30 protein-coding genes are annotated in these 26,997 nt (G+C 68.0%); 18 read left to right on the top strand and 12 right to left on the bottom strand.

Annotated features, from left to right (window positions below; all coding sequences use genetic code 11):
• Nucleotides 1-21 precede the first annotated feature (21 nt).
• Nucleotides 22-1,212, top strand: a complete 1,191-nt coding sequence (locus tag J7E25_RS02715; RefSeq protein ID WP_214867669.1) for a RimK family alpha-L-glutamate ligase — start codon at nt 22-24, stop codon at nt 1,210-1,212.
• Nucleotides 1,213-1,225: 13 nt separating this feature from the next.
• Here J7E25_RS02715 and J7E25_RS02720 read toward each other — a convergent pair whose 3' ends face one another.
• The 5 genes from J7E25_RS02720 to J7E25_RS02740 all read right to left on the bottom strand — a co-directional run bounded on the left by J7E25_RS02720 (nt 1,226) and on the right by J7E25_RS02740 (nt 4,542).
• Complete coding sequence (locus J7E25_RS02720) at nt 1,226-1,594, bottom strand: GntR family transcriptional regulator (protein WP_214867671.1); 369 nt, start codon at nt 1,592-1,594, stop codon at nt 1,226-1,228.
• A 19-nt stretch (nt 1,595-1,613) separates the two neighbouring features.
• A complete protein-coding gene (locus J7E25_RS02725) occupies nt 1,614-2,054 on the bottom strand; it encodes a toxin-antitoxin system YwqK family antitoxin (RefSeq protein ID WP_214867673.1) in 441 nt (146 codons plus the stop codon).
• A 2-nt stretch (nt 2,055-2,056) separates the two neighbouring features.
• Nucleotides 2,057-2,494, bottom strand: a complete 438-nt coding sequence (locus tag J7E25_RS02730; RefSeq protein WP_129518914.1) for an Lrp/AsnC family transcriptional regulator — start codon at nt 2,492-2,494, stop codon at nt 2,057-2,059.
• Nucleotides 2,495-2,593: 99 nt separating this feature from the next.
• Nucleotides 2,594-3,721 (bottom strand): Gfo/Idh/MocA family protein, encoded by a 1,128-nt coding sequence (locus tag J7E25_RS02735; RefSeq protein WP_214867675.1) that lies wholly within the window; start codon nt 3,719-3,721, stop codon nt 2,594-2,596.
• Nucleotides 3,721-4,542 (bottom strand): sugar phosphate isomerase/epimerase, encoded by an 822-nt coding sequence (locus J7E25_RS02740; RefSeq protein ID WP_214867677.1) that lies wholly within the window; start codon nt 4,540-4,542, stop codon nt 3,721-3,723. Before J7E25_RS02740 ends, J7E25_RS02735 begins: the two co-directional genes overlap by 1 nt.
• A gap of 65 nt (nt 4,543-4,607) precedes the next feature.
• Between J7E25_RS02740 and J7E25_RS02745 the strand changes: the two genes are divergently transcribed.
• The 5 genes from J7E25_RS02745 to J7E25_RS02765 all read left to right on the top strand — a co-directional run bounded on the left by J7E25_RS02745 (nt 4,608) and on the right by J7E25_RS02765 (nt 9,496).
• On the top strand, nt 4,608-5,219 hold the full coding sequence (locus tag J7E25_RS02745; protein ID WP_214867679.1) for a TetR/AcrR family transcriptional regulator: 612 nt from the start codon (nt 4,608-4,610) through the stop codon (nt 5,217-5,219).
• A 55-nt stretch (nt 5,220-5,274) separates the two neighbouring features.
• Nucleotides 5,275-6,075 carry an LLM class F420-dependent oxidoreductase gene (locus tag J7E25_RS02750; RefSeq protein WP_214867681.1) on the top strand — a complete coding sequence of 267 codons (801 nt, stop codon included), beginning with the start codon at nt 5,275-5,277 and terminating at the stop codon, nt 6,073-6,075.
• A gap of 321 nt (nt 6,076-6,396) precedes the next feature.
• Complete coding sequence (gene ddaH / locus J7E25_RS02755) at nt 6,397-7,257, top strand: dimethylargininase (RefSeq protein WP_214867682.1); 861 nt, start codon at nt 6,397-6,399, stop codon at nt 7,255-7,257.
• Nucleotides 7,258-7,415: 158 nt separating this feature from the next.
• A complete protein-coding gene (gene rocD, locus J7E25_RS02760) occupies nt 7,416-8,633 on the top strand; it encodes an ornithine--oxo-acid transaminase (RefSeq protein WP_308164326.1) in 1,218 nt (405 codons plus the stop codon).
• Nucleotides 8,634-9,094: 461 nt separating this feature from the next.
• Nucleotides 9,095-9,496 (top strand): hypothetical protein, encoded by a 402-nt coding sequence (locus tag J7E25_RS02765; protein WP_214867686.1) that lies wholly within the window; start codon nt 9,095-9,097, stop codon nt 9,494-9,496.
• Between the two features lie 177 nt (nt 9,497-9,673).
• Here J7E25_RS02765 and J7E25_RS02770 read toward each other — a convergent pair whose 3' ends face one another.
• Nucleotides 9,674-10,204, bottom strand: coding sequence for a hypothetical protein (locus tag J7E25_RS02770; protein ID WP_214867688.1), 531 nt, complete (start codon nt 10,202-10,204; stop codon nt 9,674-9,676).
• 135 nt (nt 10,205-10,339) lie between these two features.
• On the opposite strand from J7E25_RS02770, the gene J7E25_RS02775 reads away from it, so the two are divergent.
• Nucleotides 10,340-11,203 carry a hypothetical protein gene (locus J7E25_RS02775; RefSeq protein WP_214867689.1) on the top strand — a complete coding sequence of 288 codons (864 nt, stop codon included), beginning with the start codon at nt 10,340-10,342 and terminating at the stop codon, nt 11,201-11,203.
• A gap of 78 nt (nt 11,204-11,281) precedes the next feature.
• Here J7E25_RS02775 and J7E25_RS02780 read toward each other — a convergent pair whose 3' ends face one another.
• Both J7E25_RS02780 and J7E25_RS02785 read right to left on the bottom strand, forming a co-directional pair.
• On the bottom strand, nt 11,282-11,845 hold the full coding sequence (locus J7E25_RS02780; RefSeq protein WP_214867691.1) for a hypothetical protein: 564 nt from the start codon (nt 11,843-11,845) through the stop codon (nt 11,282-11,284).
• A 379-nt stretch (nt 11,846-12,224) separates the two neighbouring features.
• A complete protein-coding gene (locus J7E25_RS02785; protein ID WP_214867693.1) occupies nt 12,225-13,058 on the bottom strand; it encodes an alpha/beta fold hydrolase in 834 nt (277 codons plus the stop codon).
• A gap of 139 nt (nt 13,059-13,197) precedes the next feature.
• Here J7E25_RS02785 and J7E25_RS02790 point away from each other — a divergent pair, with 139 nt between their 5' ends.
• Nucleotides 13,198-13,704, top strand: coding sequence for a CGNR zinc finger domain-containing protein (locus J7E25_RS02790; RefSeq protein ID WP_214867694.1), 507 nt, complete (start codon nt 13,198-13,200; stop codon nt 13,702-13,704).
• A gap of 3 nt (nt 13,705-13,707) precedes the next feature.
• Here the strand turns inward: J7E25_RS02790 and J7E25_RS02795 are convergent, their stop codons facing one another.
• A complete protein-coding gene (locus tag J7E25_RS02795; RefSeq protein WP_214867696.1) occupies nt 13,708-14,400 on the bottom strand; it encodes a TetR/AcrR family transcriptional regulator in 693 nt (230 codons plus the stop codon).
• A 142-nt stretch (nt 14,401-14,542) separates the two neighbouring features.
• Here J7E25_RS02795 and J7E25_RS02800 point away from each other — a divergent pair, with 142 nt between their 5' ends.
• The 4 genes from J7E25_RS02800 to J7E25_RS02815 are packed head-to-tail and all read left to right on the top strand — an operon-like array spanning nt 14,543 to nt 18,857.
• Entirely contained in the window at nt 14,543-15,805 is a 1,263-nt protein-coding gene (locus tag J7E25_RS02800; protein WP_251038708.1) for a sugar ABC transporter substrate-binding protein, read from the top strand.
• 5 nt (nt 15,806-15,810) lie between these two features.
• Nucleotides 15,811-16,731, top strand: a complete 921-nt coding sequence (locus J7E25_RS02805; RefSeq protein WP_214867698.1) for a carbohydrate ABC transporter permease — start codon at nt 15,811-15,813, stop codon at nt 16,729-16,731.
• 1 nt (nt 16,732) lies between these two features.
• Nucleotides 16,733-17,644, top strand: a complete 912-nt coding sequence (locus J7E25_RS02810) for a carbohydrate ABC transporter permease (protein ID WP_214867700.1) — start codon at nt 16,733-16,735, stop codon at nt 17,642-17,644.
• 43 nt (nt 17,645-17,687) lie between these two features.
• A complete protein-coding gene (locus J7E25_RS02815; protein ID WP_214867702.1) occupies nt 17,688-18,857 on the top strand; it encodes a glycoside hydrolase family 1 protein in 1,170 nt (389 codons plus the stop codon).
• Nucleotides 18,858-18,869: 12 nt separating this feature from the next.
• On the opposite strand, the gene J7E25_RS02820 is transcribed toward J7E25_RS02815, so the two are convergent.
• Both J7E25_RS02820 and J7E25_RS02825 read right to left on the bottom strand, forming a co-directional pair.
• A complete protein-coding gene (locus tag J7E25_RS02820) occupies nt 18,870-20,060 on the bottom strand; it encodes an aromatic amino acid transaminase (protein WP_214867704.1) in 1,191 nt (396 codons plus the stop codon).
• Nucleotides 19,942-21,009, bottom strand: coding sequence for a DMT family transporter (locus tag J7E25_RS02825; RefSeq protein WP_214867705.1), 1,068 nt, complete (start codon nt 21,007-21,009; stop codon nt 19,942-19,944). Before J7E25_RS02825 ends, J7E25_RS02820 begins: the two co-directional genes overlap by 119 nt.
• Here J7E25_RS02825 and J7E25_RS18110 point away from each other — a divergent pair.
• From J7E25_RS18110 to J7E25_RS02850, 6 genes are all read left to right on the top strand, one after another.
• Nucleotides 20,963-21,601 (top strand): Lrp/AsnC family transcriptional regulator, encoded by a 639-nt coding sequence (locus tag J7E25_RS18110; RefSeq protein ID WP_285289779.1) that lies wholly within the window; start codon nt 20,963-20,965, stop codon nt 21,599-21,601. The two genes, J7E25_RS02825 and J7E25_RS18110, sit on opposite strands and share 47 nt — an antisense overlap.
• Before the next feature lie 155 nt (nt 21,602-21,756).
• Entirely contained in the window at nt 21,757-21,882 is a 126-nt protein-coding gene (locus tag J7E25_RS18115) for a hypothetical protein (RefSeq protein WP_285289787.1), read from the top strand.
• A gap of 139 nt (nt 21,883-22,021) precedes the next feature.
• Nucleotides 22,022-22,720 carry an alpha/beta fold hydrolase gene (locus tag J7E25_RS02835; RefSeq protein WP_214867707.1) on the top strand — a complete coding sequence of 233 codons (699 nt, stop codon included), beginning with the start codon at nt 22,022-22,024 and terminating at the stop codon, nt 22,718-22,720.
• Nucleotides 22,721-22,804: 84 nt separating this feature from the next.
• Nucleotides 22,805-23,239, top strand: coding sequence for a DUF2809 domain-containing protein (locus tag J7E25_RS02840; RefSeq protein ID WP_214867709.1), 435 nt, complete (start codon nt 22,805-22,807; stop codon nt 23,237-23,239).
• 503 nt (nt 23,240-23,742) lie between these two features.
• A complete protein-coding gene (locus J7E25_RS02845; protein WP_214867711.1) occupies nt 23,743-24,525 on the top strand; it encodes a polyprenol monophosphomannose synthase in 783 nt (260 codons plus the stop codon).
• Between the two features lie 105 nt (nt 24,526-24,630).
• Nucleotides 24,631-25,842 (top strand): MFS transporter, encoded by a 1,212-nt coding sequence (locus tag J7E25_RS02850; RefSeq protein WP_214867713.1) that lies wholly within the window; start codon nt 24,631-24,633, stop codon nt 25,840-25,842.
• Nucleotides 25,843-26,083: 241 nt separating this feature from the next.
• Here J7E25_RS02850 and J7E25_RS02855 read toward each other — a convergent pair whose 3' ends face one another.
• Complete coding sequence (locus J7E25_RS02855) at nt 26,084-26,965, bottom strand: AraC family transcriptional regulator (RefSeq protein WP_214867715.1); 882 nt, start codon at nt 26,963-26,965, stop codon at nt 26,084-26,086.
• Nucleotides 26,966-26,997: the final 32 nt, after the last annotated feature.

Here is a 26,997-nt window from a genome sequence, read left to right on the forward strand (position 1 = left end):
ATCTTCGCAGGGGTACTACCGATGAAACTGGCGATTCTCTCGCGCGCCCCGCAGGCGTACTCCACGCAGCGACTCCGAGCGGCCGCGCTGCAGCGCGGTCACCAGGTGAGGGTGCTCGACACGCTCCGTTTCGCGATCGATCTGTCGGGGCCCGAGCCCGACCTGCAGTACCGCGGGCGGCCGCTGTCCGACTACGACGCGGTGCTACCGAGGATCGGCAACTCGGTCACCTACTTCGGCACCGCCGTGGTGCGGCAGTTCGAGCAGATGGACGTCTTCACGCCGAACACGGCGAACGGCATCACGAACTCGCGTGACAAGCTGCGCGCCAACCAGATCCTCTCCCGGCACAACATCGGCATGCCGGCGACGGCCTTCGTGCGGAACCGCGCCGACGTGCGACCCGCGATCGAGCGGGTGGGCGGTGCGCCGGTCGTCATCAAGCTGCTCGAGGGAACGCAGGGCATCGGCGTCATCCTCGCGCCCGAGGTCAAGGTCGCCGAGGCGATCATCGAGACGCTGCACTCGACGAAGCAGAACGTGCTGATCCAGCGGTTCATCAAGGAGAGCCGCGGCCGCGACATCCGTGCCCTGGTCGTCGGCGATCGTGTCGTCGCGGCGATGCGACGCAGCGCGAGCGGCGACGAGTTCCGGTCGAACGTGCATCGTGGTGGCACGGTGGAGTCCGTCGAGCTGACACCCGAGTTCGAGCAGGCGGCGGTTCGCTCGGCGCAGATCATGGGTCTGCGTGTCGCCGGCGTCGACATGCTCGAGGGCGACGACGGCCCGCTCGTGATGGAGGTGAACTCCTCGCCCGGACTCGAGGGCATCGAGACGGCGACGAAGCTCGACGTCGCCGGCGCGATCGTCGACCACATCGCGAACCAGGTCGCGTTCCCCGAGATCGACGTGCGACAGCGCCTCACCGTCTCGACGGGCTACGGCGTCGCCGAGCTCGTCGTGCACGGCGGTGCCGACCTGGTCGGCACCACACTCGGCGACTCGGGACTCTCGGAGCGCGACATCACCGTGCTCACGCTGCACCGCGGCACGACCGTCATCCCGAATCCGCGGCGCAGCGTCGAGCTGCAGGCTGAAGACCGGCTGCTCTGCTTCGGCAAGCTCGAGGAGATGCGTTCGATGATCCCCGAGCGGCGACGTCGGCGCGCGAAGGTGCGGAAGCTGCCCAAGCAGCCGATTCCCGAGGACTGACACCGGGTCGCGATCAGCCTCGGCCGGCGGCGAGTCCGAGGGCGGCGCGCACGAGCTCGAGCGCTTCGGGCGCGTCGAAGCCGAGCTGCGTGATGCGATCGGCGTAGGCGGATGCCGCGAGCTGCGCCTGCTGCCGGGTCGGATCGCCGGTCGCCGACACGAACGAGCCGTTCCGGCCCCGCGTCTCGATGACGCCGTCGTGTTCGAGCTCGCGGTAGGCGCGGGCGACGGTGTTCACGGCGAGGCCGAGCTCTTCGGCGAGCCGGCGCACCGTGGGCATCCGGCTGCCCGGCACCAGGTCTCCGCTGCGCACGGCCTCGATCACCTGCACGCGAATCTGCTCGTAGGGTGCCACGGCACTGTTCGGATCGACCTCGAACATCGGCACTCCAGCACCACCGCTAGCGCGGCTGATGCGACCGCTCCTGCTTGAGGCTGCCGTCGGGGTGGTAGCTGCGCCACAGCCCGATCTTGCGGCCCTGGTCGTACTCGCCTTCGTCGAGCAGCTCGCCGCTCGCATGCCAGCGCTTCCACGCACCATGCTGCTCGTTGCGGATGAATGCGCCCTCCTGCAGCGGGCCGCCGTCTTCGCGCCACCAGCGCCAATAGCCGTCGAGGGTGTCGTCGAGGCGATTGCCGGCGGCCTTCAGCTGGCCGTTCCGATACCAGTACCGCCACGGGCCCTGTTGCACGCCATGCTCGTACGTGCCCTCGGCCGAGACCCGGCCGTTGGCGAAGTGCTCCTGCCAGTGGCCGTGCTTGCGACCCTCTTCGTCGAGGGCATTCGGCGCCGACTCGCTCGGCGCCGACTCGTTCGGCGTGCTGCTCGCGGCATCCGTCATCGTCAGTCCCGGTTGCGATTCACGAGTCTCGAGAGCACGATCGCGCTGCGGGTGTGGTCGACGTTGGGGGCGATTCGCACGCGCTCGAGCGCGTCTTCGAGTGAGGTGATGTCGCGGGCGCGCATGTGCACGATCGCATCTGCGCTGCCCGTGACCGTGCCAGCGTAGACGACTTCGGGCACGCCCTGGAGGATGCGCTGCAGTTCATCGGGCGCGACGGTGCCACGGCAGAAGAGCTCGACGTAGGCCTCGGTGCTCATGCCGTCGACGGCGGGGTCGACCTGGATCGTGAACGACCGGATGACTCCGTCGGCGACGAGCCGGTCGACACGGCGCTTCACGGCCGATGCCGAGAGGCCCACGGATGACCCGATGTCGCCGTAGCCAGCCCGGGAGTTCTGCCGCAACAGGTCGAGGATGGCGCGATCGAGGTTGTCCATCCTCGAAGTCTATGCGGATTCGTTGCGTTGGGACAGCCTAGAACGCGGGTTTCCTGCGCGGGCCGTTCAGGGCAGACGAGCACGACGGCGCGCCGCCGCTCACACCGTGCGGCGGAACGGATCGAAGTCGGCTGGCATCATGCCGACCAGGTCGACCGTGCTTTCGACGGACACGAACCCGCCGTGCTCCACCGACTCCTCGATGGCGAGCAGGGTGTCGAGCACGTGGTAGCCGATCTCGCCGCTCGCGAGGTGTGTGCGGCCGTCGCGCACCGCGCGGGCGAGATCGAGCGCGCCGAGGCCGCGACCGACCATGACGCCCTCCTGCTCGATGTCGATCCACTCCTGCACCGGGCCGTCGTCGAGCGAGGCGAGCGGGCGCACGATGGCGATGCGGCCGCCGAAGGTGTTCGGGTCGGGGATGAGGATCGTTCCCTCCGTGCCCGAGATCTCGACGACGCCGTGTCGCAGGAGCGGGGAGTCGGTGCTGTAGAGGCTCTGGGCCTGACCGCCCTGTTCGAATCGGGTCAGCACCTGCACGGTCGACGGCACCTCGACCGGGAAGGACTCCCCGGCGAGCGGGCCGACCTGCACCGAGCGGATGTCGGTGCCGCGCTGCCCGAGCGCGGCGACCTCGGCGACGGGGCCGAAGACGTGAACGAGCGCCGACACGTAGTAGGGGCCCATGTCGAGGAGGGGTCCGCCGCCGCGCGCGTAGAGAAAGCCGGGGTTCGGGTGGAACAGCTCGGGGCCCTGCCACTGGAACGTCGTCTGGGCGAACAGCGGGCGGCCGATGTCGCCGCGGGCGATGGCGCGCCTCGCCGACTGCAGCCCGGGGCCGAGCACGGTGTCGGGCGCGACGCCGATGCGCACGCCCGCCGCTGCGGCCTGGTCGAGTAGCGCCGCGGCGCTCGCCCGGTCGATGCCGATGGGCTTCTCGCTCCACACGTGCTTGCCCGCCGACACGGCGGCCGATGAGACCTCGGCGTGCACGGCGGGGATCGTGAGGTTCACGACGAGCTCGACGTCGGGGTGCGAGAGCACGGCGACGGCATCGCCTGACGCGCGGACTCCGTGCTTCTCGGCCTGCGTGCGTGCGCGGTCGAGGTCGAGATCGCCGACGACGTGCACCTCGAGGTCGGGGAAGCTCGTGAGGTGCTCGAGATAGGTGTCGCTGATGTTGCCGGCGCCGATGACGCCGACACCGACGGCGTTGCCCGCGCCCATCAGCGGGCACTCCGTGCCGCGAGGAATTCGCGGCTCTGCGCGAGTCCGTCGTACAGGTCGCCGCCGAATGCGTCGTACTCGACGACCGCGAACTCGAGGGCGGATGCCGCGTCGAGGGCGGCTGCAAGCGGCACCGCGCCCTGGCCGGCCGGCACCTGGTCGGCTGGCGGGTAGGCCGCGACGAGCTCGGGGTCGAGGCTGCCGTCCTTGACGTGCACGGCGCGAACGCGGTCGCCGAGGCGGCCGATGAGCGCCACGACGTCGACGCCGGCGCGGGCCGCCCAGTAGAGGTCGACCTCGAGCGCGACCTCGGGGTCGAGCGCGTCGGCGAGGATCTCGAGGCCGCGCCGGCCGTCGATGTCGCGGTCGAGCTCGTGCGCGTGGTTGTGATAGCCGACGCGCAAGCCGTGCGTGGCCGCCGTGGCGGCGGCCGCGTTCAGGCGCTCGGCGGTCTCCTCGATCTGCTCACGGGTCGACCAGCGCTCGGGGTCGGTGTAGGGGTCGATCACGATCGACATGCCGAGTTCGCGCGCTGCAGCGAAGACCTCCTCGTGGCCGGGCGTCGCGTTCGAGGTGCCGCTCCCGTCGGGCGCGATGAACGACGGGGAGGCGAGGAACGCGTGGCCCGTCGGCGCCGTGAGCCCGTGCCGGCCGAGTGCGGCAGCGAGCTCGCCCGCGCGGCGCACGAAGTCGTAGGGCTCCACCGTCGTGTAGCCGATGTCGGCGAGGCGGCCGAGCGCCTCGTCGGGGTCGCGATCCAGGTGCTCGCGAATGGTGAACAGCTGGATGGAGGTCGTTGGTGAGTTCGTCGATGAGGTCACCCGAACGACCCTAGCACCGAAAACCTCCGCGTGGAGGTTTTTGTTTCACGGCATACGATGGCGGCATGGAGTCGCCCAGCGCCGACCCCGACGATCGCCGCCGGGGGTCATACGCGAAGGGCGTCGAACGACGGCAGGAGATCCTCGACCGCGCCATCGAGGTCTTCGCCGAGCGCGGCGCCGAGGGCACGTCGCTGCGCGCGATCGGCGAGGCGATCGGGGTCTCGCACGCAGCGCTGCGCCACTACTTCGACTCTCGCGAACAGCTCCTCGTCGCCGTGTACCGCGCCGCCGAGGAGCGCTCGCACACCCACGACCGGAACCCCGAGGGAACGACCGCGGTCGGCTCGATGACGAACGCCGCGCGCCGCAACCATGCCGTTCCGGGTCTCGTGCAGCTCTACACGACCCTCGTCGCCTCGGCGCTCGAGCGCGGGCACGACGATGCGCGCGAGTTCGCGACGTCGCGCTTCGCCGCCGTCCGCGCCCGGCTCGTCGCGCAGGTCGAGGAGGAGCAGGCTGCCGGCCGGATGCGGGCCGACGTCGACGCGGCATCCGTCGCCTCGCTCGTGATCGCGGCATCCGACGGCCTGCAGGTGCAGTGGCTGCTCGACCCCGGCGTCGATCCCGCCCCCTCGCTCGAACTGCTCGAACGACTCCTCGGCGTCGAGCGCTAGGAAAATCCGCACCACCCGCCGCCGCCGCGGCATCCGATCGCCATAGGCTGGACGAATGCGTCTCGATTCCCCCGTGCGTCTCGGTATCCAGGTTCAGCCGCAGCACGCCCAGTACACCGCCATCCGCGACACCGTGCTCCGCCTCGAAGAGCTCGGCGCCGACATCGTCTTCAACTGGGACCACTTCTTCCCGCTCTCGGGCGATCGCGATGGCCTGCACTTCGAGGCGTGGACGATGCTCGGCGCGTGGGCCGAACAGACCGAGCGCGTCGAGTTCGGCACCCTCGTGAACTGCAACTCCTATCGGGGCGCCGACCTGCAGGCCGACATGGCCCGCACGATCGACCACATCAGCGAGAAGGGCACCGGCGTCGGCCGCTTCATCTTCGGCACCGGGTCGGGCTGGTTCCACCGCGACTACGACGAGTACGGCTACGAGTTCGGCACGCCCGGAACACGGCTCACCGCGCTCGCCCACGCGCTGCCCCGCATCGAGGCGCGCTGGGCGAAGCTGAACCCGCCGCCGACGCGCCGCATCCCGATCATGATCGGCGGCAAGGGCGAGCAGAAGACGCTTCGCATCGTCGCGCATCACGCCGACATCTGGCACTCCTTCGTGCGACCCGACGAGATCGCGCACAAGCTCGACGTGATCGCCCGCTGGGGCGAGAAGGACGGCCGGGATGTCTCGGGCATCACGGTGTCGAACGAGCTCGGCCGCGGCTACGACATCGAGCACGCCGACGCGCTCTACGACGCAGGCGTGCGACTGTTCACGCTCGGCATCACCGGTCCCGACTACGACCTCGATCGCGTGCAGCACTGGCTCCGCTGGCGCGACGCCAAGAACGGCTGAGTCCGGCTGCTCGATGCCGCACCCGCCGCTGCGCGGTAAACCGGTGCCCGAACGCGCAGGTCGCGGCATCCGACCGCCGATTCGCGCAGGGATGCCGCGAATCACGGCCGAACGAGCACGAAAGCTGCGCAGCAATCCGGGAACCACAGCCCGATTGCGTTCACACTGGAAGTGGCGTCTCGACGGCGGCGAACCCGAACGTCGTCGTCGAGGCTCGCGAGAGTGACCTGGTCCGCCATCTTTGCCCACACCGCGGACCGAGGCGACCCATTCACCGGAAACGGTGCGTCGCGACCTCCGCAAGTGCTCTCGAGGAGTGAGATGTCGACCGTGATCCAGACCGAAGACCAGCCGGAGATCCGGCCCGAACGCCGACCCACCGGCCGCAGCGTCCTGATGTGCCGTCCTGAGCACTTCACGGTCGTGTACCGCATCAACCCGTGGATGAACCCGGCCGAGCCCACCGACACGAGCCTCGCCCTCACGCAGTGGCAGACGCTCTACGAGACGTACGTCGGCCTCGGCTTCGACGTGCAGCTCGTCGACCCCATCGAGGGCCTGCCCGACATGGTTTACGCGGCGAACGGCGGGTTCGTCATCGACGGCATCGCCTACGGCGCCAAGTTCACGCACCCCGAGCGTGCGCCCGAGGGTCCCGCGTACATGGACTGGTTCCGCGAGGCGGGCTTCGACGTGCGCGTTCCCGAGGAGATCAACGAGGGCGAGGGCGACTTCCTGCTCGTCGGCGACACGATCCTCGCCGGCACCGGCTTCCGCAGCCACTCGCTCTCGCATGTGGAGCTCGGCCGCATCTCCGGTCGCGAGATCGTGACCCTCCGACTCGTGGATCCGAGCTTCTACCACCTCGACACCGCCATCGCGGTGCTCGACCCGACGCCCGGCCAGGAGCACATCGCCTACCTGCCGAGCGCGTTCGACGAGGCATCCGTCGCCGTACTGCGTGAGCGGTACCCCGACGCGATCATCGTCAACGAGACGGATGCCGCGGTGCTCGGCCTCAACTCGTTCAGCGACGGCCACAACGTGGTCATCGCCTCGCGGGCCGCCGACTTCGAGCGGCAGTTGCGCGAGCACGGCTACAACCCGATCGGCGTCGACCTCTCCGAGCTGCTGCGCGGCGGCGGCGGCGTGAAGTGCTGCACGCTGGAGTTGCGCCGATGAGCCGCGAGCTGGACCACGACGCCGTTCGGGAGGACATTGCCGGATTCGGAGGACGCTCGGTGCCGAATTCGTCCTCCGAAGCCGCAGATGTCCTCCCAACTGAGGAGGACCCGACTCAGGAGGACCCAACTCAGGAGATCCCGACCGAGGCCACCGGCGTGAGTGAGCGCACCGCCGAGTTCCTGCGCGAGGAAGACGAGCACGCGGCCCACAACTACCACCCGCTGCCCGTCGTGGTGGAGCGCGGCGACGGCGCCTGGGTGACGGACGTCGACGGCCGCCGCTACCTCGATTGCCTCGCCGCCTACTCGGCCGTGAACTTCGGCCACAGCAACGAGCGCCTCCTCGAGGTGGCGCGCGCGCAGCTCGGCCGCATCACGCTCACGAGCCGCGCGTTCCACAACGACCAGCTCGGCCCGTTCGTGACCGAGCTCGCCGCGCTCGCCGGCAAGGACATGGTGCTCCCAATGAACACGGGCGCCGAGGCCGTGGAGTCGGCCATCAAGGTCGCTCGCGCCTGGGGCTACCGGGTGAAGGGCGTGACCGCGGATGCCGCGAACATCATCGTGATGGCGGGCAACTTCCACGGCCGCACGACGACGATCATCTCGTTCAGCGACGACACCGTCGCGCGCGACGACTTCGGGCCGTACACCCCGGGCTTCCGCAAGGTGCCCTACGACGATGCCGCGGCGGTCGAGGCGGCCATCGACGACAACACCGTCGCGGTGCTCGTGGAGCCGATCCAGGGCGAGTCGGGCATCCTCGTGCCGTCGGCCGACTTCCTGCCGGCGCTGCGCGAGATCACCCGCCGCCACAACGTGCTGCTCATCGCCGACGAGATCCAGTCGGGCCTCGGCCGCACGGGGTCGACGTTCGCGTGCGACCTCGTGGGCGTCGTGCCCGACCTCTACCTGCTCGGCAAGGCCCTCGGCGGCGGCATCGTGCCCGTCTCCGCGGTGGTCGGCGACCGCGACGTGCTCGGGGTGCTCCAGCCGGGCCAGCACGGCTCGACCTTCGGCGGCAACCCGCTTGCCGCAGCGGTCGGCCTCGAAGTCGTGCGCATGCTCGCGACGGGAGAGCCGCAGGAGCGTGCGCGGGAGCTCGGCGCGCACCTGCACGAGCGGCTCGTCGCGCTCATCGGGCGGGGCGTCGTCGCGGTGCGCGGCGCGGGCCTCTGGGCCGGCATCGACATCGATCCCGAGCTCGCGACCGGTCGCGTGGTGTGCGAGGCGCTCATGCGCCGGGGCGTGCTCGTGAAGGACACGCACGGTTCGACGATCCGGCTCGCGCCGCCGATCGTCGTCGAGCAGAGCGATCTCGACTGGGCGGTCGACCAGCTCGAGGTCGTGCTCGAAGAGCTGCGCGGCGAGTGACCTGACGAGTGGGCGGATGCCGCGGCATCCGCTCACTCGGTCGTGACGGTGATCGCGCCGTTCTAGGTTCGCAGCTCTTCGGTTCCCGTCCTTGTGAGGCACAGACGTTGTTGTACCGCCCGGACGGTTGCCCACGTGGCTCGCGGTGGCCGCGATCGCGTGCGTAGTACTCGCGATCGGTAGCGCACTCGCTGGCTACATGAGACGTCGGCGGCTTCCGACGCCGGCGGTAACTCACTGACGATCGGTTGTGGCACCCTCGCTCGTGCACCGTGGTTCTTGCCCCGTTGGACGTTTCCCGCCAGCATGGCCGTGGACGGAGTGCCGACGGGACACCGCAGCAGGTCCACGACGATGGGAGGCCGCGTGGGCGGGTACAGGACACGTCGAACACCGTGGTGAACCGCCGACGCGGGCCGCGGGCTACTCGCCGGCAGCAGGCGTCGGCACTCCTGACGCCATTGGCATCGATCGCGCTCCTGGTGCTGCTCAGCGGTTGCACGTTCGGTGAGGACTATGAGCATTATGCGATCTTCGACCGGGAGGCGGAGCCGGCCGACGCGCCTCCATCCGAGCTTGCCGATCAGGAGCTCTACGGCGTCGACGTCGACAGCCTTCGCTTCGCCACCGAGTATGAGGGCGACCGCCTCTACCTTGCGAAGGGCAGCGACCCCAAAGGGGGGATCTGTCTTCTCGTCGATGGTCCCGGAGACGAGGGCGTCTCGGCGGCGTGCAGCGGCGGCAGTTGGGTTGGAATGGAAGGGCCTGGCCGCCACGCGTACCACGTGCACCCCGATGGCGCACGGCCGCCCGATGGCGTCTATACGGACCTGACTGAGAACATCTCGGTCAAGATAGGGTAGGTCGATCCGTCGTCAGTGAGTTAGCGTGCGTGCGTGCGACCGAACAAGGCCGGTTGATTCGTGAGGCATTTCAACCCGCGAGCGGTGCGCAGGGTCGGCCACATCGCGAGTTGTCAGAATCGATCGTTTCTGAACAATGACGGCAGCAGAGCGCGGCCCGATGCCCGACCTGTTCGTCTAGACCAGGATGAAGCCAGAGGCCCCAACGGTCATCACGAGGGCCAGGGCACCGATGAGAGCCATGGCGATCATCGTGAGTCGGAGAACCATGGGGCGAGCCCGTACCGGCAGCGCGTACGTCACCGCGATCGCGATCGCCGCTGAAGCGAGCACGAGCAAGCCAGCCGAGATCGCGGCGGATTCCCGGGCATCGACCGCGCAGCTCGGTGGCGCGGGCAAAACCGCCGGGCAGACCTCAGGCATTTGCGCGACGACTAGGAGAAGCACAACGACGATCGCGGCTGTGGTGGTGGTCGGGATCCATGCTCGGCTTGCAGCTGTGATGGATGCCATTTGCGTTGTTGCCTTTCGCTCGGGGTTCTCGTTGACACCATCGTCACGGGCGGCAGAGACACCTCTGTCGGTGCTGCGACAAGTGTTGCGAAACCGATGCAGGATCGTCGCGGCATCGTGACGGGCCGCGCCCAACGAAACCGCCGAGGCGGTCGTTCCCGATGCTTCGCTGTGGTGAGCAGGCGCGGCCGGCATACTGCGCCCGTCATAAACGATCGTTTGTGACAGGCCGTAGGCTTCCCCCTCTGGGAAGGTGGCACCAGAAGGTGGGTCGCGGCCACACTGCCGCTGCTCTAGTGTCTGGCCCAGCCGACGGATATGGAGTGTGTCATGAAGGTTCTGATCGCAGGAGTGGCGACGGTCACGATGGCCGTATCGCTGGCTCTCCTACCGGCTGCGGCGCACGCCGCTGAGCCGGCCGACTGCTTTTCGGTGAGTCAGGAGTTCGCTGATCACTACCGCGTGACGAAGAATGTGCCGGCGGACGCTGAAATGGCGGCTGTATGCACCTCGAGCGCTGTGACGGTGTGGGCCGAACTTCCAGACGGTACTCGGCTAGAGCCAGAAAGCGCGCCCATCCCGACTAGCGAGAGCAGCGAGGCGCCGAGCAACCAGGGACAAATCCTGACCGAGGGTCAGAATCAAGCGCTGTCAACCGAGAGCGAGGAACCGCTGCCAGCGGAACCGTGGACGTGCGTGATCATCAGCGTGTGCGCGGCCGATTGCAACTACCGTGAGCCGTATCTGCGGCACAATCCGACCACTGGCGAGATTATCTGGCAGAGGTCCATTTCGCTCTACGTGAAGTTCGATTTGCAGCAGTTGAATCAGCTGGTCTCGTTTCGCATCACGAGCGACGACGGGATCCCCATCACTGCCCACGGTGAGTTAGATCTATACCGAATGCACAACATCCTCAGCCCCACGCTCGAGCAAGAGAAGCCGTTTTTATTCCTCACGCCCCAAAACCAGCTCATCCGCACTTCATGGCTCAGTCGAGCCGATAAGACCGAGGGGAAGTACTCTATTGCGTTTCACCTGGACTCGATCTATGACTCCGAGGACGACATAGTGTTCGCCTTCAACGGATACATCGGCAGCTCCCCGCGCTTTCAGTGCTACCAATATGTTGGACCCGCGTACTCCAAGAACTGCGCTTGGCCCAACAAGCAGGAAGTGGGGATTTGGCCATAGCGGATGAGCCATCGCGCAGCCGTGCCCCGCAGCTCAATAACGATTGTTTCTGACGCGGCGAGGTCTTCAATGCTCCTCTCAGTAGTCGGCGCGGATCCAGTCGGTGATCGGCTCGAGCACTGGGTTCGTGTCTCTCGCCATTGGCTGATCGATCTGCACGTCGGTGAGGATGCGGAGGTCGCCGAGCATCGCCGTCTTGCGGATCACACCGAGGCGACGGTCGATGACCATCGTTGCCCGAAAAGCGGGGTCTTCGACGTGCTCGAACGTGAGCAGGATCGAGTGCGTTCCGATCTCCTGCGCGAGCATCGGGTAGAAGCTCTCGTTCCGACGTCCCCACAGCAGCAACCGATCCGGGTACAGCATCCGGATCTCATTGAACATGCCGCTTCCGAACTCAGCTTGAAAGGGAGGGTCAGGTGGCAGAGAAACGGTACCGTCGCGATAGGAATAGACCTCCCCGCGACTGGTGACCATGTGCCATTCGCCGCCGGGGAGGTCGAGCTCAACTTGGAACTGAAAGTGATGCTCACCCTGTTGGGTCACTCCAGTCGCGCGAACGCTGGCATGCGAAGTCATCCGCAGGACTTCATTCAGAACGCCGGGCCCGTCCGATCGGGGTAGCACCGTATTAAACTTCACAGCCCGATCATGCCTCAACCCTTCAGTGCTCGCACGTCGGACCGCGTCAGAAAACGATCGTTTGAGAACACTGCCGGCGAGATGGTCAGAACCCGCCCGAATCGGTGGTCGAAACTCACGATTCCAGAGAAGATGTCGAAACCTCGCGTGTCTGGGGTTTTCGACTACCACACCAGAGGCTTCGGCCAGCGATGGAAACGGTCGCGCCTGCGCTGGAGAACTTCCGTACATACGACTTGCTCCCGGGCCAGATCCGCGCGGGATACGCGACAGAAGGTGTGCGGATGCCGCAGCATCCGCATACCTTCTGCGCGCGTGGCGCTGGGGCTCAGTTCACCAACGACTCGGCGCGCGACTCAGCGCCGACGCCTTGCGTCGACTACTTCGCCAGGAACGCGAGCAGCGCCTCGTTGACCTCTTCGGCGTGGGTCCAGAGCAGCCCGTGCGGGGCGCCCTCGATCTCGACGTAGTCGGCGTCGGGCAGGCGCTTCGTGAACTCGCGAGCCGTCGCGTCGATCGGGAGGATGCGGTCGGCCGTGCCGTGCAGGATCAGCGAGGGCACGTCGACCTTCTCGATGTCGGCGCGGAAGTCGGTGAGCCACGTCTGGACGACGGCCGAGGAGGCGAACCAGGAGGCGCCCGCGGCGACGTTCCAGCTCGCGCGCACCGCGGCCTCGCTGATGCGGCTGCCGAGGGTCTCATCGAGGTTGTAGAAGTTCTGGTAGAAGTCGTCGAACCACGCGTACCGGTCGGCCTTCGCGGCCTGCTCGATGCCCTCGAACACCGAGGAGGGCACGCCCGCCGGGTTGTCGTCGGTCTGGAGCAGGAACGGCTCGAGCGAGGCGAGGAACGCGGCCTTTGCGACGCGCTCGCTGCCGTAGGTGCTGAGGTAGCGGCCGACCTCGCCGGTGCCCATCGAGAACCCGACGAGCACGGTGTCGTGCAGGTCGAGCGTCTCCATCACGGTGTTGAGGTCGGCGGCGAACGTGTCGTAGTCGTAGCCGACGGTGGGCTGGCTCGACAGGCCGAACCCGCGGCGGTCGTAGCTGATGACGCGATAGCCGGCGGCGAGGAGCGCGGCGGTCTGCTTCTCCCACGAGCGGCCGTTGAGCGGATAGCCGTGGATGAGCACGACGGGCTGGCCGGAGCCGTGGTCTTCGTAGTACAGCTCGATCGGGGTGCTGTTCTCGGTTCCGACGGTGATGGTCGACATGGTTCTGTACTCCTTGAAGTTGGATCTTCTAACCGGATAGGCTGGTGATGCTGGTTACAACGCTACGATAGCGGGACTATTCCAACCTGTCCAGTGCGTTAACGTGGTTAGAACGTCACCGTCCGAATCGAGATCCCTCATGCCAGACTTCTCCCTCCTGCTCGACCTCGTGAACTCGCGCCTCGTGCTCGGCGACGAGGTCAGCGATGAGCTCGGCGACGACTCCGCGGCATCCGCATGGCTCAAGGCTCACGGCCACGCCGGCACCAGGGCCGAGATCGCCGATGCGCGGGCGGTGCGCGAGGTGCTCGTGCCGTTCCTGCGAGGGCAGACGGATGCCACTGCGCTCGCGCCGTGGGCCGGCGCCATGCGCAAGCGCGCCGAACTCCACGACGGCGGCATCGAGTGGGTCGACGAGGTCGACCCCGCACTCGCGATCGGCGCGAAGGCCATCGAGGAGTGGAGCGCGCTGCAGGGCGAGCAGGGCTCGCGTATCCGGCCGTGTGCCGCCGCGGACTGCCAGCACTTCCTCATCGACGAGAGCCGAGCCAACGCGCGCAAGTGGCACTCGATGGAGACGTGTGGCAACCGGGAGAAGGCGCGCCGGCACTACGCTCGGGCGAAGCGCGGGGTCGCGGTGAGCTGAAGGTCAGGCGTCGCCCCGCGGTGCCAGCAGGTAACCGCGCAAGAACTCGTCGAACGCCGCCGTCATGTCGACCGACTCGTCGAGCAGCCACTGCTGCTGCAGGCCGTCCATCACGGCGGCGATGAGCCGGGCGGCGTGGGCGGTGTCGATGTCGGCACGGATGATGCCGTCGCGTTGGGCATCGTCGAGCACGGCGCGTGCCGAGGTCGCCGCTTCGGCATACCGACGTGCGAACTCCTCATGGGCGGGGTGCTCGCTGTCGGTGGCCTCCGCTGAGATCACCGTGTAGAGCGAGGTGAGGCCGCGAGTGGTCTGGTTGTACGCGACCACTTTGCGCACCTGCTCGAGCAGGGTGAACTCCGACACGTCGCCGGCGGCCTCCTGCACTCGCGCGTCGCGCTGGCGGAGCACCTCGGTGAAGAGCTCCTCTTTACCTGCGAAGTGATGCATGAGCCCGGCGAGAGTGAGGTTGACCCGCTTCGCGATCTCACGAAGCGACCCGCTGTGATAGCCGCTGCGCCCGAACACCAGCAGTGCGGCGTCGACGATCTCCTGGCGTTTGGCCTGCCCCTTCGCGTAACTGCCGCGCGGCGCGCGCGATGACGGGGCACCGGATGCCTCGGGCCCGGATGCCTCGGGCGTCGGCGTCGACACGCTCGTGCCGCTCGCGGCATCCGTCGCCTTATTGCGTTCCATACCTAAAACCTATCGCATGAAAGGTTTCTGCGCTATGTTGGATGCGTTGCGTCGGGTAGCCGTCGCACGTGCCCCGAGCGGGCACCGACCAATGGAGGCCGAGACGATGAATCGATGGAGATCACAGCGAGCAACCGGGCGCATGGTAGCGGCCGGCGCGATCGTTGCTGCCGGCGCGATCATGCTGACCGCGTGCGGACGAGGCGACGGAGCGGCCGACGGCCCTGAGAGCAAGGGCGAGATCGACGACCAGCCCGCGACGGGCACGGTCGAGATCTGGGCGATGGGCAACGAGGGTGAAGTGCTCGGCGAACTCGCCGCCCAGTTCGAGGAGGAGAACCCCGACGTCACGATCGACGTCACCGCAGTGCCGTGGGAGAGCGCGCACGACCGCATCGCCACCGCGATCGCCGGCGGTGAGACGCCCGACATCTCGATGCTCGGCACGACGTGGGTCGGCGAATTCGCCGCCACCGGCGCGTTCGAGCCGACGCCCGACGGGCTCGTCGACGAGGGCGACTTCTTCGAGGGCTCGTGGAACACGGCCGTCGTCGACGACGTGGCCTACGGCGTGCCCTGGTACGTCGACACCCGCGTGCTCTACTACCGCACCGACCTGGCCGAGGCGGCCGGCGTCGAAGCGCCCACGACGTGGGACGAGTACAAGACCTTCGCCGCGGCATTGAAAGACCAGGGTGCGACCTCCGGTGTCTCACTCCCGCCCGGCGGATTCGACTCGTGGCAGTACATCGCACCGCTCGCCTGGCAGCAGGGCGGAGACATCCTCGACGCCGACGGCGAGACGTTCACGTTCGACAGCCCCGAGTGGCAGGAGGCGTTCGAGTTCTACGCGAGCTTCTTCGAAGAGGGCATCTCCGAGCCCGTGCGGCTCGAGGGCGGCGAGATCGAGCAGAAGTTCATCTCGGGCGAGGTCGGATCGTTCTTCAGCGGCCCGTTCCACGTGAGCCTGCTGCGCGAACAGGGCGGACCCGAGTTCGCCGACAAGTTCGCCGTCGCGATGGTGCCGGGCGCCGACACCCGCACGAGCTTCACGGGCGGCGGCAACCTCGCCGTCTTCGACGACAGCGAGAACCGCGACGCCGCATGGAAGTTCGTGCGCTGGCTGAGCCAGCCCGAGACGCAAGTGCAGTGGTACGACATCTCGACCGACCTGCCGAGCGTCGAGGCCGCCTGGGACGACCCGGTGTTCGCCGACGACCCGTACCTCAGCGTCTTCGGCGAGCAGCTCACCGACTCGAAGGCCCCGCCGGCGATCCCCACCTGGGCGCAGGTGTCGGCGGTCATCGACCAGGAGCTCGAGAAGGTCACGCGTGGTGAGACGAGCGTCGAAGACGCACTCGCTGCGGTGCAGCAGCAGGCCGAGTCGATCGGCACGGGCCAGTAGGCATCATGGTCGCCCTCGCCCCGCAGGCTCCGGCGCGCCCTCGCGCGTCGCGTCGGAGCCGGCACGCCACGCTCGTCGCGTGGGGCTTCGCTGCACCGTTCCTGATCCTGTTCCTCGTGTTCATGGCCGGACCGATCGTGGCGTCGCTCATGATGAGCTTCACCGACCTCACGACACGAGATCTGCAGACCCCGTTCAACGTGAACTTCGTGGGGCTCGAGAACTACGCCGAACTCTTCGTCGACCCGCGGTTCGTGCGATCGCTCCTGAACACCGCGGTCTTCGTGATCGTCGGTGTTCCCCTCACGATGGCCCTCGCGCTCGCCGTGGCGCTCGCGCTGAACACCGGCATCGCGAAGTTCCGCACGGTGTTCCGGGTGGGCTACTACGCGCCCGTCGTGACGAGCATCGTGGCGATCGCGATCGTCTGGCGGTTCATCCTCCAGCCCGACGGGCTGCTGAACGCGTTCCTCGGCTGGTTCGGCATCGCCGGCCCCGACTGGCTGCAGAGCACGACCTGGGCGCTGCCCTCGCTCATCCTCATGGCGGTCTGGCGCAACATCGGCACGCTCATGGTGATCTTCCTCGCCGGTCTGCAGGGAGTGCCGAAGGAGCACCACGAGGCGGCGATGGTCGACGGCGCGAACGCGTTCCAGCGCTTCGGCAACATCACGATTCCGGCGATGCGCCCCACGCTGCTCTTCGCGGCCGTCATCACCGGAATCGGCTTCCTGCAGTTCTTCGAGGAGCCGTTCGTGATGACGCGCGGCGGACCGCTCGACGCCACGCTGTCGGCGGCGATGTACACCTTCAACCAGTTCGGGTTCGGCAACTACTCCTACGCCTCCGCGGCGAGCTACGTGCTCTTCCTCGCGATCGTCGCGCTGTCGCTGATCCAATTCCGGCTGCTCGGAAAGAAGGACTGACATGTCGGCGATCGCGAAGGACACCCAGGTGCCGGATGCCGCCCGCAACGCGGCATCCGCTCGCTCGACAACGACCGGAACGCGCGGCCGTCGACGACGACCGCGACCGCGCCGGTGGCTCTACGTCGTGCTCACGCTCGGTCTCGTCGCGATGGTCATGCCGTTCGTGTGGATGATCCTCGGCTCGTTCAAGACCACCGCCGAGATCCGCCAGTACCCGACGAACTTCTGGCCGATCGAGCCGACCGTCGAAAACTACGCCCAGCTGTTCGGCAGGCTCGACTTCGCGACGTTCTTCACGAACAGCATCATCGTGGCCGTGTTCGTGACGCTCGGCAACATCGTGTTCTCGTCGATGGTGGGCTATGCCCTCGCGAAGCTCGAGTTCCGCGGCAAGAAGCTGCTCTTCGTGCTCGTGCTCGGCACGCTCATGGTGCCGGGCGTCGTGACGTTCGTTCCGCTCTTCGTGCTGACCGCGAACCTCGGGCTCGTGAACTCCTACCCGGGGCTGATCCTGCCGTTCCTGATCACCCCGCTCGGGGTGTTCCTGATGCGCCAATTCATGCTGAGCCTGCCCGACGACATCATCGAGGCGGCGCGCATCGACGGCGCGGGGGAGTGGCGCACCTTCCTCAGCGTGATCATGCCGCTCTGCGGCCCGGCGGTCGCGACGCTCACGATCCTCACGTTCCTCGGGAGCTGGAACAACTTCCTCTGGCCGCTCGTCGTGGCCACGAGCGAAGACAAGTACACCCTGCCGGTGGCGCTCGCGCTGTACTCGGTGGGCCAGAACGCGGCACAGTACGGGCTCATGATGGCCGGTGCGGTCGTCGTGGTCGTGCCCGTGCTGCTCATCTTCGTGGTGCTGCAGCGTTACTTCGTGCAGGGCATCGCCCTCACGGGAATCAAGTGATTCTGATCCGATCCATGTTCCGATCCAAGTGAAGGAGGGCTGGATGGCAGACATCCGCTTCCCCGACGGTTTCCTCTGGGGCGCCTCGACCGCCGCCCATCAGATCGAGGGCAACAACGTCAACTCCGACTGGTGGCAGCGCGAGCACGGCCACTTGCCCGGCGCGCCGGTCGAGACGCCCTCGGGCGATGCCGCCGACAGCTTCCATCGCTATCCAGAGGACATGGCGCTGCTCGCGGGCGCCGGGCTGAGCGCCTACCGGTTCAGCATCGAGTGGGCACGCATCGAGCCCGAGGAGGGCTTCGTCTCACGGGCCATGATCGACCACTACCGACGTATGGTCGACACCGCCCGTGGGCTCGGCCTCGAACCGATCGTCACCCTGCATCACTTCACGAACCCGGCGTGGTTCGCACGCGCCGGCGGCTGGCTGACGGATGCCGCGGTCGACCGCTTCGCCCGGTTCGTCGAGGCCGCGCTGCCGATCCTCGACGAGGTGGATCTGGTGTGCACGATCAACGAGCCGAACATGGTCTCGGTGCTCGCCGACCCGGCAGTGGGGTTCCCGTCGATCGGGCTGCCGCCCGGCGTGCCGCACGTGACCGACCGGCTCATCGACGCACACAAGCGAGCCGTCGAACTCGTGCGCGGGGCCGGCAGCCGCGCCGGGTGGTCGATCGCGACGCAGGCCTACCAGGCCGAGCCCGGCGCCGAGCAGGTCGCGGCGGAGTACGGCTGGTCGCGCGAGGACGTGTTCCTCGACGCGGCATCCGGCGACGACTGGGTCGGCGTGCAGGCCTACACACGTACGAAGGTCGGCACCGACGGGCCGCTTCCGATTCCGGATGACGCGGAGCGCACGCTCACCGGCTGGGAGTACTACCCGCCCGCCATCGGCGAGGGCATCCGCAACTCCTGGGCCCGCAACGGGCTGCCGGTGTACGTGACCGAGAACGGCATCGCCACGGCCGACGACGGTCGCCGCGTCGACTACACGCGGGGCGCGCTCGGCGCCGTGGCATCCGCGCTGGTGGATGGTGTCGACGTGCGCGGCTACCTGCACTGGAGCGCACTCGACAATTACGAGTGGGGGAGCTTCACGCCGACGTTCGGGCTCATCGGCTGGGACCCGCGCACGTTCGAGCGGCGGCCCAAGCCGAGCCTGGCATGGCTCGGCGAGGTCGCGCGCACGGGGGTCGTGGGGGAGAGCTGACCCTGCACGATGTTAGTCGCGCCGGCGCGTGAGGAGCTGCCCGATCTGTTCGGCGATCGTCGAGACCTGGCCGCGTGGGACGCCTGCGAGGTTGATTCGGCCGGACGGCAGTCCGTAGACCCCGAACTCGGTGCTGAGCGTCTGCATCTCAGCGACGGTGAGCGGTAGCGTCAAGAACATTCCGCGCTGCTCCGCGACCGCGCGAAATGTCGGGGAGTCGTGGACCGCGAGTATCCCGTCGATCAGGTCGGTGCGAAGGGTTGCCAGACGACGGCGCATCGCGTCGAGTTCGGCACGCCACATCCGTTCGAGGGCCGGATCGCTCAGGATTTCAGCGATGATCGCCGCACCGTGCTCAGGTGCTTGGGAGTAGCTCGACCTCGCGATGGTCTCGAGGGTGGATCGTGCGAAGCCGCGTTTGTCCTCGGAGGTGATGACGATCGCGGCGCCGGCGCGCTCGTTGTAGAGCGACCAGGCCTTCGAGCCGCTCACCGCGATGACCGCCTCGGGGACCCGCGCCAGCATGCCTCGCATGCCCTCGAGGTCTTCCTGAAGCCCGTCGCCGAGCCCGAAGTACGCCTGATCCACGAACGGAACGACGTGGCTCGTGAGCATCGCCTCGGTGAGTTCGGCCCAGAACCGTGAAGACATGCTGAGCCCGGTCGGGTTGTGACAGCAGCCCTGCAGCAAGAGCACGTCGCCCGGTCGCGCCTGGGCCACGGCGTCGAGCATCGCCTGCTCATCGAATCTGCCTTCAGGGTCGAGCAGGTCGTAGGAGGTCAAAGCTGGACCGACGGCCTTGATGATCGGCGCGTGGTTGACGTATGACGGGGTTCCCAGGATGAACCTCCGCGACGGGCCGGTGATCGCGAGAAGCTCCGTGAGGATGCGGAGTGCGCCGGTGCCCGCGACCGTCTGCACGGTCGTGGCGCGCGCGACGAGCTCAGGACCGAGAACCAGCTCGCTGATTCGCGCGTTGAAGACCAGGTTGCCGGAGAGCCCTCGGTACTGCTTCGATTCGGCGAGTTCGAGCAGTTTCGCCTCCGCGGCGAGCACGGACCGCATGACAGGAGCCCGTTTGGAATCATCCCGGTAGACGCCGAGCAGCAGGTCGAGTTTGTCTTCGCGAGGATCGCTCTGGAAGGTGCTGGCGAGATCCCAGATCGGGTCGACTCGCATTTGGGGCATGGTCGTGAGCATCATCGGACGGCTCCTTCGAGGCTGGATCGAGTTGCGGTTGGCAGCGCGGTCGGCAGTGCAGTCGCCTCGCTCGGGCGCGTCGCGTCGCGCGGTCGTGGAAGACGAGGACACCTGCGACGATCAACGCCAAGCTGACGGCCGTACCGAGGTCAGGAACCTCTCCGAGCACGGGGATTGCGAGCACCGCCGTAAGCGCCGGGCTCAGAGCCCCGAACGCAGCTGCGGTGCCCGCCCCGAGAGCTCGAACCGCGAATGCGTAGCAGAGCGCTGCGACCACACCGACACCGATTCCCTGCACGAGCGCGAACGTCACGATGTCCTGCGTTGCCGCGTCGCCCTGAAGCATGTTCGACGGCAGGATGCCGACGGCGACACACGCGAGTGCCACCACGAACGAAGGAGCACACAGAACCAGCGCAGCACCGATCGGATCGAGATTCGTGTGCCGCAGAGCCAAGGTGTAGATGCTCCAGAGCACGCCCGCGGCAAGGAGCACGAGGATGCCGACGACCGTCGCCTCGCTCGGTGCGAACGCGATGGCCACCCCGACCCCGAGCACGATGACGGCGACCGCGACGATCTGGCTTCGGGTGATGCGCTGACGCCAGGCCATGAACATCAGTGCGCTCACGAACAGCGGCACGCAGCCGGGAATGACCACTCCGACCAGCGCAGCAGATGTCAGGGCTCCACCGAGCGCGGAGATCGTGAGATAGGGAACACCTGCACCGATGACCAGCACGATGATCGTGAGCGGCCGCTCGTCGCCGAGCTTTCGCCACGTTCGCGCGATCCACGGTGACAGCACCAGAACGGGGAGTCCGAACCTGATGAGCGCGACGTCACCCACGGTGAGCGTCGATGCCGAGATGCCGCGGATGCTGAGCGCAAACCCCGCCCAGACGATGATCGTCGCGATCATCGCGATGGTGCCGCCGAGTGCTCTCGTCATTCCGCCCGTCCTGTGTGCCCTGTACCGCGGTCGCGCGCACCCATTCAGGCTAGGAGAGAGAGGCAAGCAGGCGATTGCCAATTCTGTCTCTGGTGGGCGGTCTGTTGGCAGGACATGCTACGAATTGGTCATGGACAGCACGGACATTGCCATCCTCCGCGAGTTGCAACTCGACGGCCGACTGACGAACCAAGACCTCGCCGAGCGGGTCGGCCTCTCGCCCTCCCCGTGCCTCAGGCGGGTTCGCCGGCTTGAAGCCGAGGGCATCATCACGGGCTACGTGGCGACGGTCGACCAGGGGTCCCTGGGTCTGCCGATCACCGCGTTCGTACGGCTGAGGCTGAACACGCATGCCGAAGATGCCGTTGCCGAGGTGGAACGCCGGATCGGCGAGATCGAGAGCATCGTCGAGGCCCATCTCATGGCCGGCGACACCGACTATCTCCTCAAGATCGTCGTCGCGAGCCTCGAATCCTATGAGGAACTCGTTCGGACGGCATTGCGAAACATCCCGAATCTGTCCTCCATCGAGACCTCCTTCGCGTTCGGACTGACGAAGGCACGCACACCGCTGCCGAGCGCAGGGCGTTGATGACTCCGGATTCGATCGACGCATTCGTTGAGCGGATGGCGGCGGCCCCCCGCCGGCCCGAACAGCGTGAACCAGTTCGACTTCTCGCGCCCGAACAATGCGATCCGGCGTCGGAACCTGGCGTTGTACCTCGACCAGTGGTTGCGGTGGGGAACGTGTCCCACCACAGCATGGTGCGAAGCGGGCTCACGGTGCCACGAGTGCGGCATCCGGCCCACGGCGGCCGGGAGAAGTTCGCTCGCGGTCTGCAGGAGCTGCTCACCGACGGCATCATCGCCTGATCCGAACGCCGTCGAACGAGCGGCTCACCGCGACCTTTGCACTGAACCTTCTACGATTTCGTGCCGAGCCACCGCAACATCCCGCCAATGCACCGGCCCTGTCGCTGGCACGACCCTTCCGCCCGGTTAGCGTGACGACATGCCCCGCGTACTCCTCATCCATGGTCTGAGTTCGAGCCCCGCAGGCTTGTGGCGTGTGCGGCACTGGCTCGAGGATGCCGGATGGACGACCGAGGCAATCGCGTTGCGCGGGCATGGCGGGCAACGCGCGGCCGTCGACTACGCACTGCCGTCGTACGCGTCCGACCTCGCGCCAACCGGGCCATGGGATGCGGTGGTCGCGCACTCACTCGGTGCCAGTGCCGCGACCCTCGTTGCGGCGGCGGATCCAGGCTGGGCTGCTCGGCTCGTGCTGTTCGAGCCCGTGTGGCGGATCCCGGCCGAGGAGGAGCCGACGATCATCGCCGACCAGCGCGCGGAGCTCGCGCTCACTCGTCCGCAACTCGAGGCGGAGAAGCCGCACTGGGATCCCCGCGACATCGACGCGAAGCTGGCGTCGATCGCCCAGGTCGACCCAGAGGCCGTCACCCGCACGTTCACCGATACCGGCCGCTGGGACCTGACGGACGCTGCCGGCAGACTGGGCATCCCGACGCTGGTGGTCAGCGGCGACCCGCAGGTGTACACGATGCTCGACCCGGCGGATGCTGCGGCGATCGCGAAGCGCGCCCCGCTCGTCGACTACCGCGTGGTGCCGGGCGCCGGCCACTCACCGCACTACGACGCCCCCGACGCGACCCGCGAGCTGATGCTGTCGTGGCTGACCGAGGCTTCTTGAGCCGCTCCCCCTCTTGGAAACTCGAGGTCGAAGTCGAGGCGATGGCGGCGACCTGACGAGGGGTCGGTGTGCTTCACTGATCGGATGCCTCGCCTGACCGCCTCGCCGCGAAACGTCAGGAGGCTCGGCGCGTTGGGAGCAGTGGCATGCATCGCTCTCGGACTCGGCCTGCAGTTGCTCGACCGATCACCGATCCTCGACGTGCTCGGCAGCATCCTGTACGTCGTGCTCGTCGGTCTGCTGGTGCTGCTCGTCAGGCCCACGATTCCGGAGTTCGTGGTCGCTTCGGTCGCGTTCGCGATCGCGACGGCGATCGAGCTCTTGCAGCTCACCGGCATCCCCGACTCGATCGGTGCCGTTGTGCCGCTGGCGCCCTTGGTCCTCGGTAGCGCGTTCGATCCGATCGACCTCGTCGCCTACGTCGGTGGTGCGGTATTGCTGTTCCTCCTCCTCCACGTGATCACGCGACTGACCCGGGATGTGCCCACCTCTGGGGTGGCGGACGAGTCGATCCGATAGCGAGAACTGCTCACAATCACGCCCGCGCTGGTGGGGCCGAGAGTATGGTGGCCCACGAGCAGCGTTACCGACCCTGCTCCGGTGGGGAGTTCGGGCCGCCCGAGTCGAGGGGAACAGGGCGAGGGCGACCCGGCCCACCTCAGCCCCTGCCGAAGGTCAGCCCGTGCTCCGCGGTCAATCGCGGGATGCTCGGCAGGTCGAGATCGAGCCCGAAGCGGTCGTCAGCTCGCCGACACGCTCGCAACCGAATTGTGCGGGAGTTCGGAACGCCGAGCACTGGTGCGATTGGGACTCGACTTCTGGACGTGGCGCCGCCTGACGCGCGAGGGGCTCGACGACGAGGCGGCGGCGGCGCTCATGACGGCTGCCGCGACGGCGTCGCTGCGCTGACGGTTCGCTGACGGTTCGCTGACCGTCGCCGTCGCCGTCGCCGTCGACCGCTCGCAGCCGCCCGTCTGCCGCGCCCCATACGATGGTCCGAGCACGCATCGAGGGGAGAACGGATGTCGCGGCCCCTCGTGGTCATCCCGACGTACAACGAGCGCGAGAACCTCGCCGACACCGTGGCCAGGGTTCGCGCTGCGGTGCCTGCGGCATCCGTGCTCGTGGTCGATGATTCGTCACCAGACGGCACGGGCGACCTCGCCGACGAACTCGCGGCGGCCGATACCGCCGTGCAGGTGCTGCACCGCACGGCGAAGAACGGACTCGGCGCCGCCTACCTCGAGGCCTTCGCGTGGGCGCTCGATCGCGGATTCGATCCGATCGTGCAGCTCGATGCCGACGGCTCGCACCTGCCCGAGCAACTGCCGCGCCTGCTCGAGCGGCTCGAGGCGACGGATGCCGCGGGGCGCGCCGATCTCGTCATCGGGTCGAGGTGGATCCCGGGCGGCTCGATCGAGAACTGGCCGCGTCATCGCGAGCTGCTCTCCCGGTGGGGGAGTGCCTACGCCCGCGCCGTGCTCCGGCTCGACACCCGCGACGCGACGGCCGGGTATCGCGCGTTCCGCGCCGACGCGCTGCGCCGCATCCGCCTCGAGGATGTCCACACTCGCGGCTACGGCTTCCAGGTCGACATGCTCTGGCACGCGCGCGAGGCCGGACTCACGGTCGCCGAGGTGCCGGTCACGTTCGTCGAGCGAGCGCGCGGCCGATCGAAGATGACCCCGGCGATCGTGCTCGAGGCGATGGTGCGCGTCACCGCATGGGGCATCCGCAGCCTGTTCAAACGCCGGCCGAGGCGGGCTGCAAGCAGCGACGGCTCTTCGACGAGCTCCCACGCCTGACGGCGCGGTCTGCGCCTTCCGGACGAACGGTCGGATCGGGAGGACGATCGGTCGGGCGCATGTCGGTTGTGCGCGCGAGGCTGGGAGTCGACTTGAAGGAGCACCATGTCAACGAACACGCTGTCGACACCGACACAGTCCCCGGGCACGCCGCCCCAGGAGACCACGCCGGCGGTCCGCCCGGCCGCCTGGCTCGCCGTCGTCTCACTCGGCCTCGGAATCTTCACGCTCGTTGCGAGCGAGTTCCTTCCGGCGAGCCTGCTCTCGCCGATCGCAGCCGAGCTCGGCATCACGGAGGGCGTCGCCGGCCAGTTGGTCACCGCGACGAGCATCATCGGCATCATCGGCGGCCCGCTCGTGGTCTCGGCACTGCCGCGGGTGAACCGCCGGTGGGTGATGGCCGGCCTCACCACGCTCGCGATCGTGTCGAACGTGCTCGTCGCGCTCTCACCCGTGTTCGGACTCATGCTCGCCTCGCGCCTGCTGCTCGGCATCGCGATCTCGGGCTTCTGGGCGATGTCGCTCGCCGTGACCGCGAAGCTCGTGCCCGCCGACCGGCTCGGCCGCGCGATGACCGTGGTGAACACCGGCGTCTCGCTCGCGACGATCGCCGCGGTGCCCGCCGGAGCGTACTTCGGTGAACTGCTCGGCTGGCGTGCGGTATTCCTGCTCGCGGCCGCGGCCGGTGTGCTGACGCTCGTCGCGCAGCTCGCCACGCTGCCGTCGATCCCGCCGAGCGGCGCCCCGGGCTTCCGCACCCTGCTGCAGACCGCCCGCATCCCGGTGGTCGCCCTTGGCGTTCTCGCGATCATCCTGCTTGCGGGCGGGCACTTCATGGGCTTCACCTACTTGCGACCCGCCTTCGAGGCGATCGACGGCATCACTCCGAGCCTGCTCGCTCTGCTGCTTATGATCTTCGGCGTCGCGAGCTTCATCGGCAACATGTTCGCCGGGCCGCTCGCCGATCGCCGGCTGCCCGTATTGGTGATCGCGGCGCCGGTCGCGATCGGCGTGGGCACGATCGTGCTCGCGCTCGCCGGATCGAGCGTCGGCCTCGCCGCCGTGACGGTGTTCGTCTGGGGCGTCGGATTCGGTGCGATCCCGACCATGGTGCAGACCTGGATGGCCCACGTCGTGCCCGAACGGCTCGAGAGCGCCGGCGGACTCGTCGTTGCCGCGTTCCAGCTCGCGATCACCATCGGCGCCGCAGTCGGCGGTCTGCTCGTCGACTCGGTCGGCGTGCAGGCCGCGCTCATCGGCGGCGGCATCGCGGCGGTGCTCGGCGCGGGTGTACTGAGCTCGGCCCGCGCCCGTTAGCGGCGGCACGCGGTCAGAATTCAGGAAGCCTGCCCGGGCCGGGCGTGGTCAGCGCGGCGATTCGCGCCTGATTCGCGCGGCCCAGCGCCGGTGTTCCTGAATTCTGCATGCTCAGAGGCGGCGGCGCGCGGTCAGAATTCAGGAAGCCTGCGCTGGTCGAGTGTGGTCAGTGCGGCGATTCGCCCCCGATTCACGCGGCCCAGCACCGGCGTTCCTGAATTCTGCACACAAAGGTCGGCTGCTACGCCACGGCGTGCACGGCCGCGCGACGCCAGAGGCTCGGCGAGACGCCGGCGTGCCGCCGGAACGCGCGGCTGAATCCCGCGTCGCTCTCGTAGCCGAGCTGGTAGGCGATGTCGGTGACGGATGCCCCGGCCCGCAGCATCCGCTCGGCTCGCTCCATGCGCACCCGCGTGAGGTAGCGGGCGGGGGAGTCGCCGACCGCGTCCTTGAACTGCTCGGCGAACTGCGAGCGGGAGGCCCGGGCGAGGCGGGCGAGGGACTCGACGGTCCAGGGCGAGCCGGGGTCGTCGTGGATCGCCTCGAGCGCGCGGCTGAGGTGCGGGTCGCGCCCGGTGGCGAGCAGGTCGAGCGCGCTGCCGCAGCCCCGTTCGAGCCAGATGCGCACGGCAGCGGATGCCACGACATCGGCGAGCCGCTCGATCACGGAATGGCTGCCGGCTCGATCGCTCGACGCCTCGCGGTACATCGTGTCGAGCAGCGAGGCGAAGATCGGCTCGTGCACCCGGAAGCCGCACGTGAACAGCACGGGCGGCATGGCCTGCGCCGAGATGGGGTCGGTGCCGTTGAGGGCGAGCGAGCCGCTCAGCAGCAGCGTGTCGCGCATCGTGTGCAGGTCGACGGGCCCGCCGTGCGGGATCATGACGAAGTCGCCGGCCTGCATGGCGAGCGGCTCGTCGCCGCGGCGGTGCACCTCGATCGCGCCCGTCGCGACGTAGTGGAAGCGGATGCCGGGGCCGTCGTCGAGCGCCTTGACACCGGCGGGAAGCTCGCGATCTCCGAACTCGAGCACGCTCCAGTGCAGGCGTTCGAGCACGGCGTCGATGGTGCGCTCGGCTTCGCCGAGGACGTCGGGGACTGCGGATGCCTCGATCGCGCTCATGTGAGCTTCAAGCGCGCAGCGCCCCCGATCAT

It is taken from the genome of Agromyces sp. ISL-38, assembly GCF_018613935.1.
GTDB lineage: Bacteria > Actinomycetota > Actinomycetes > Actinomycetales > Microbacteriaceae > Agromyces.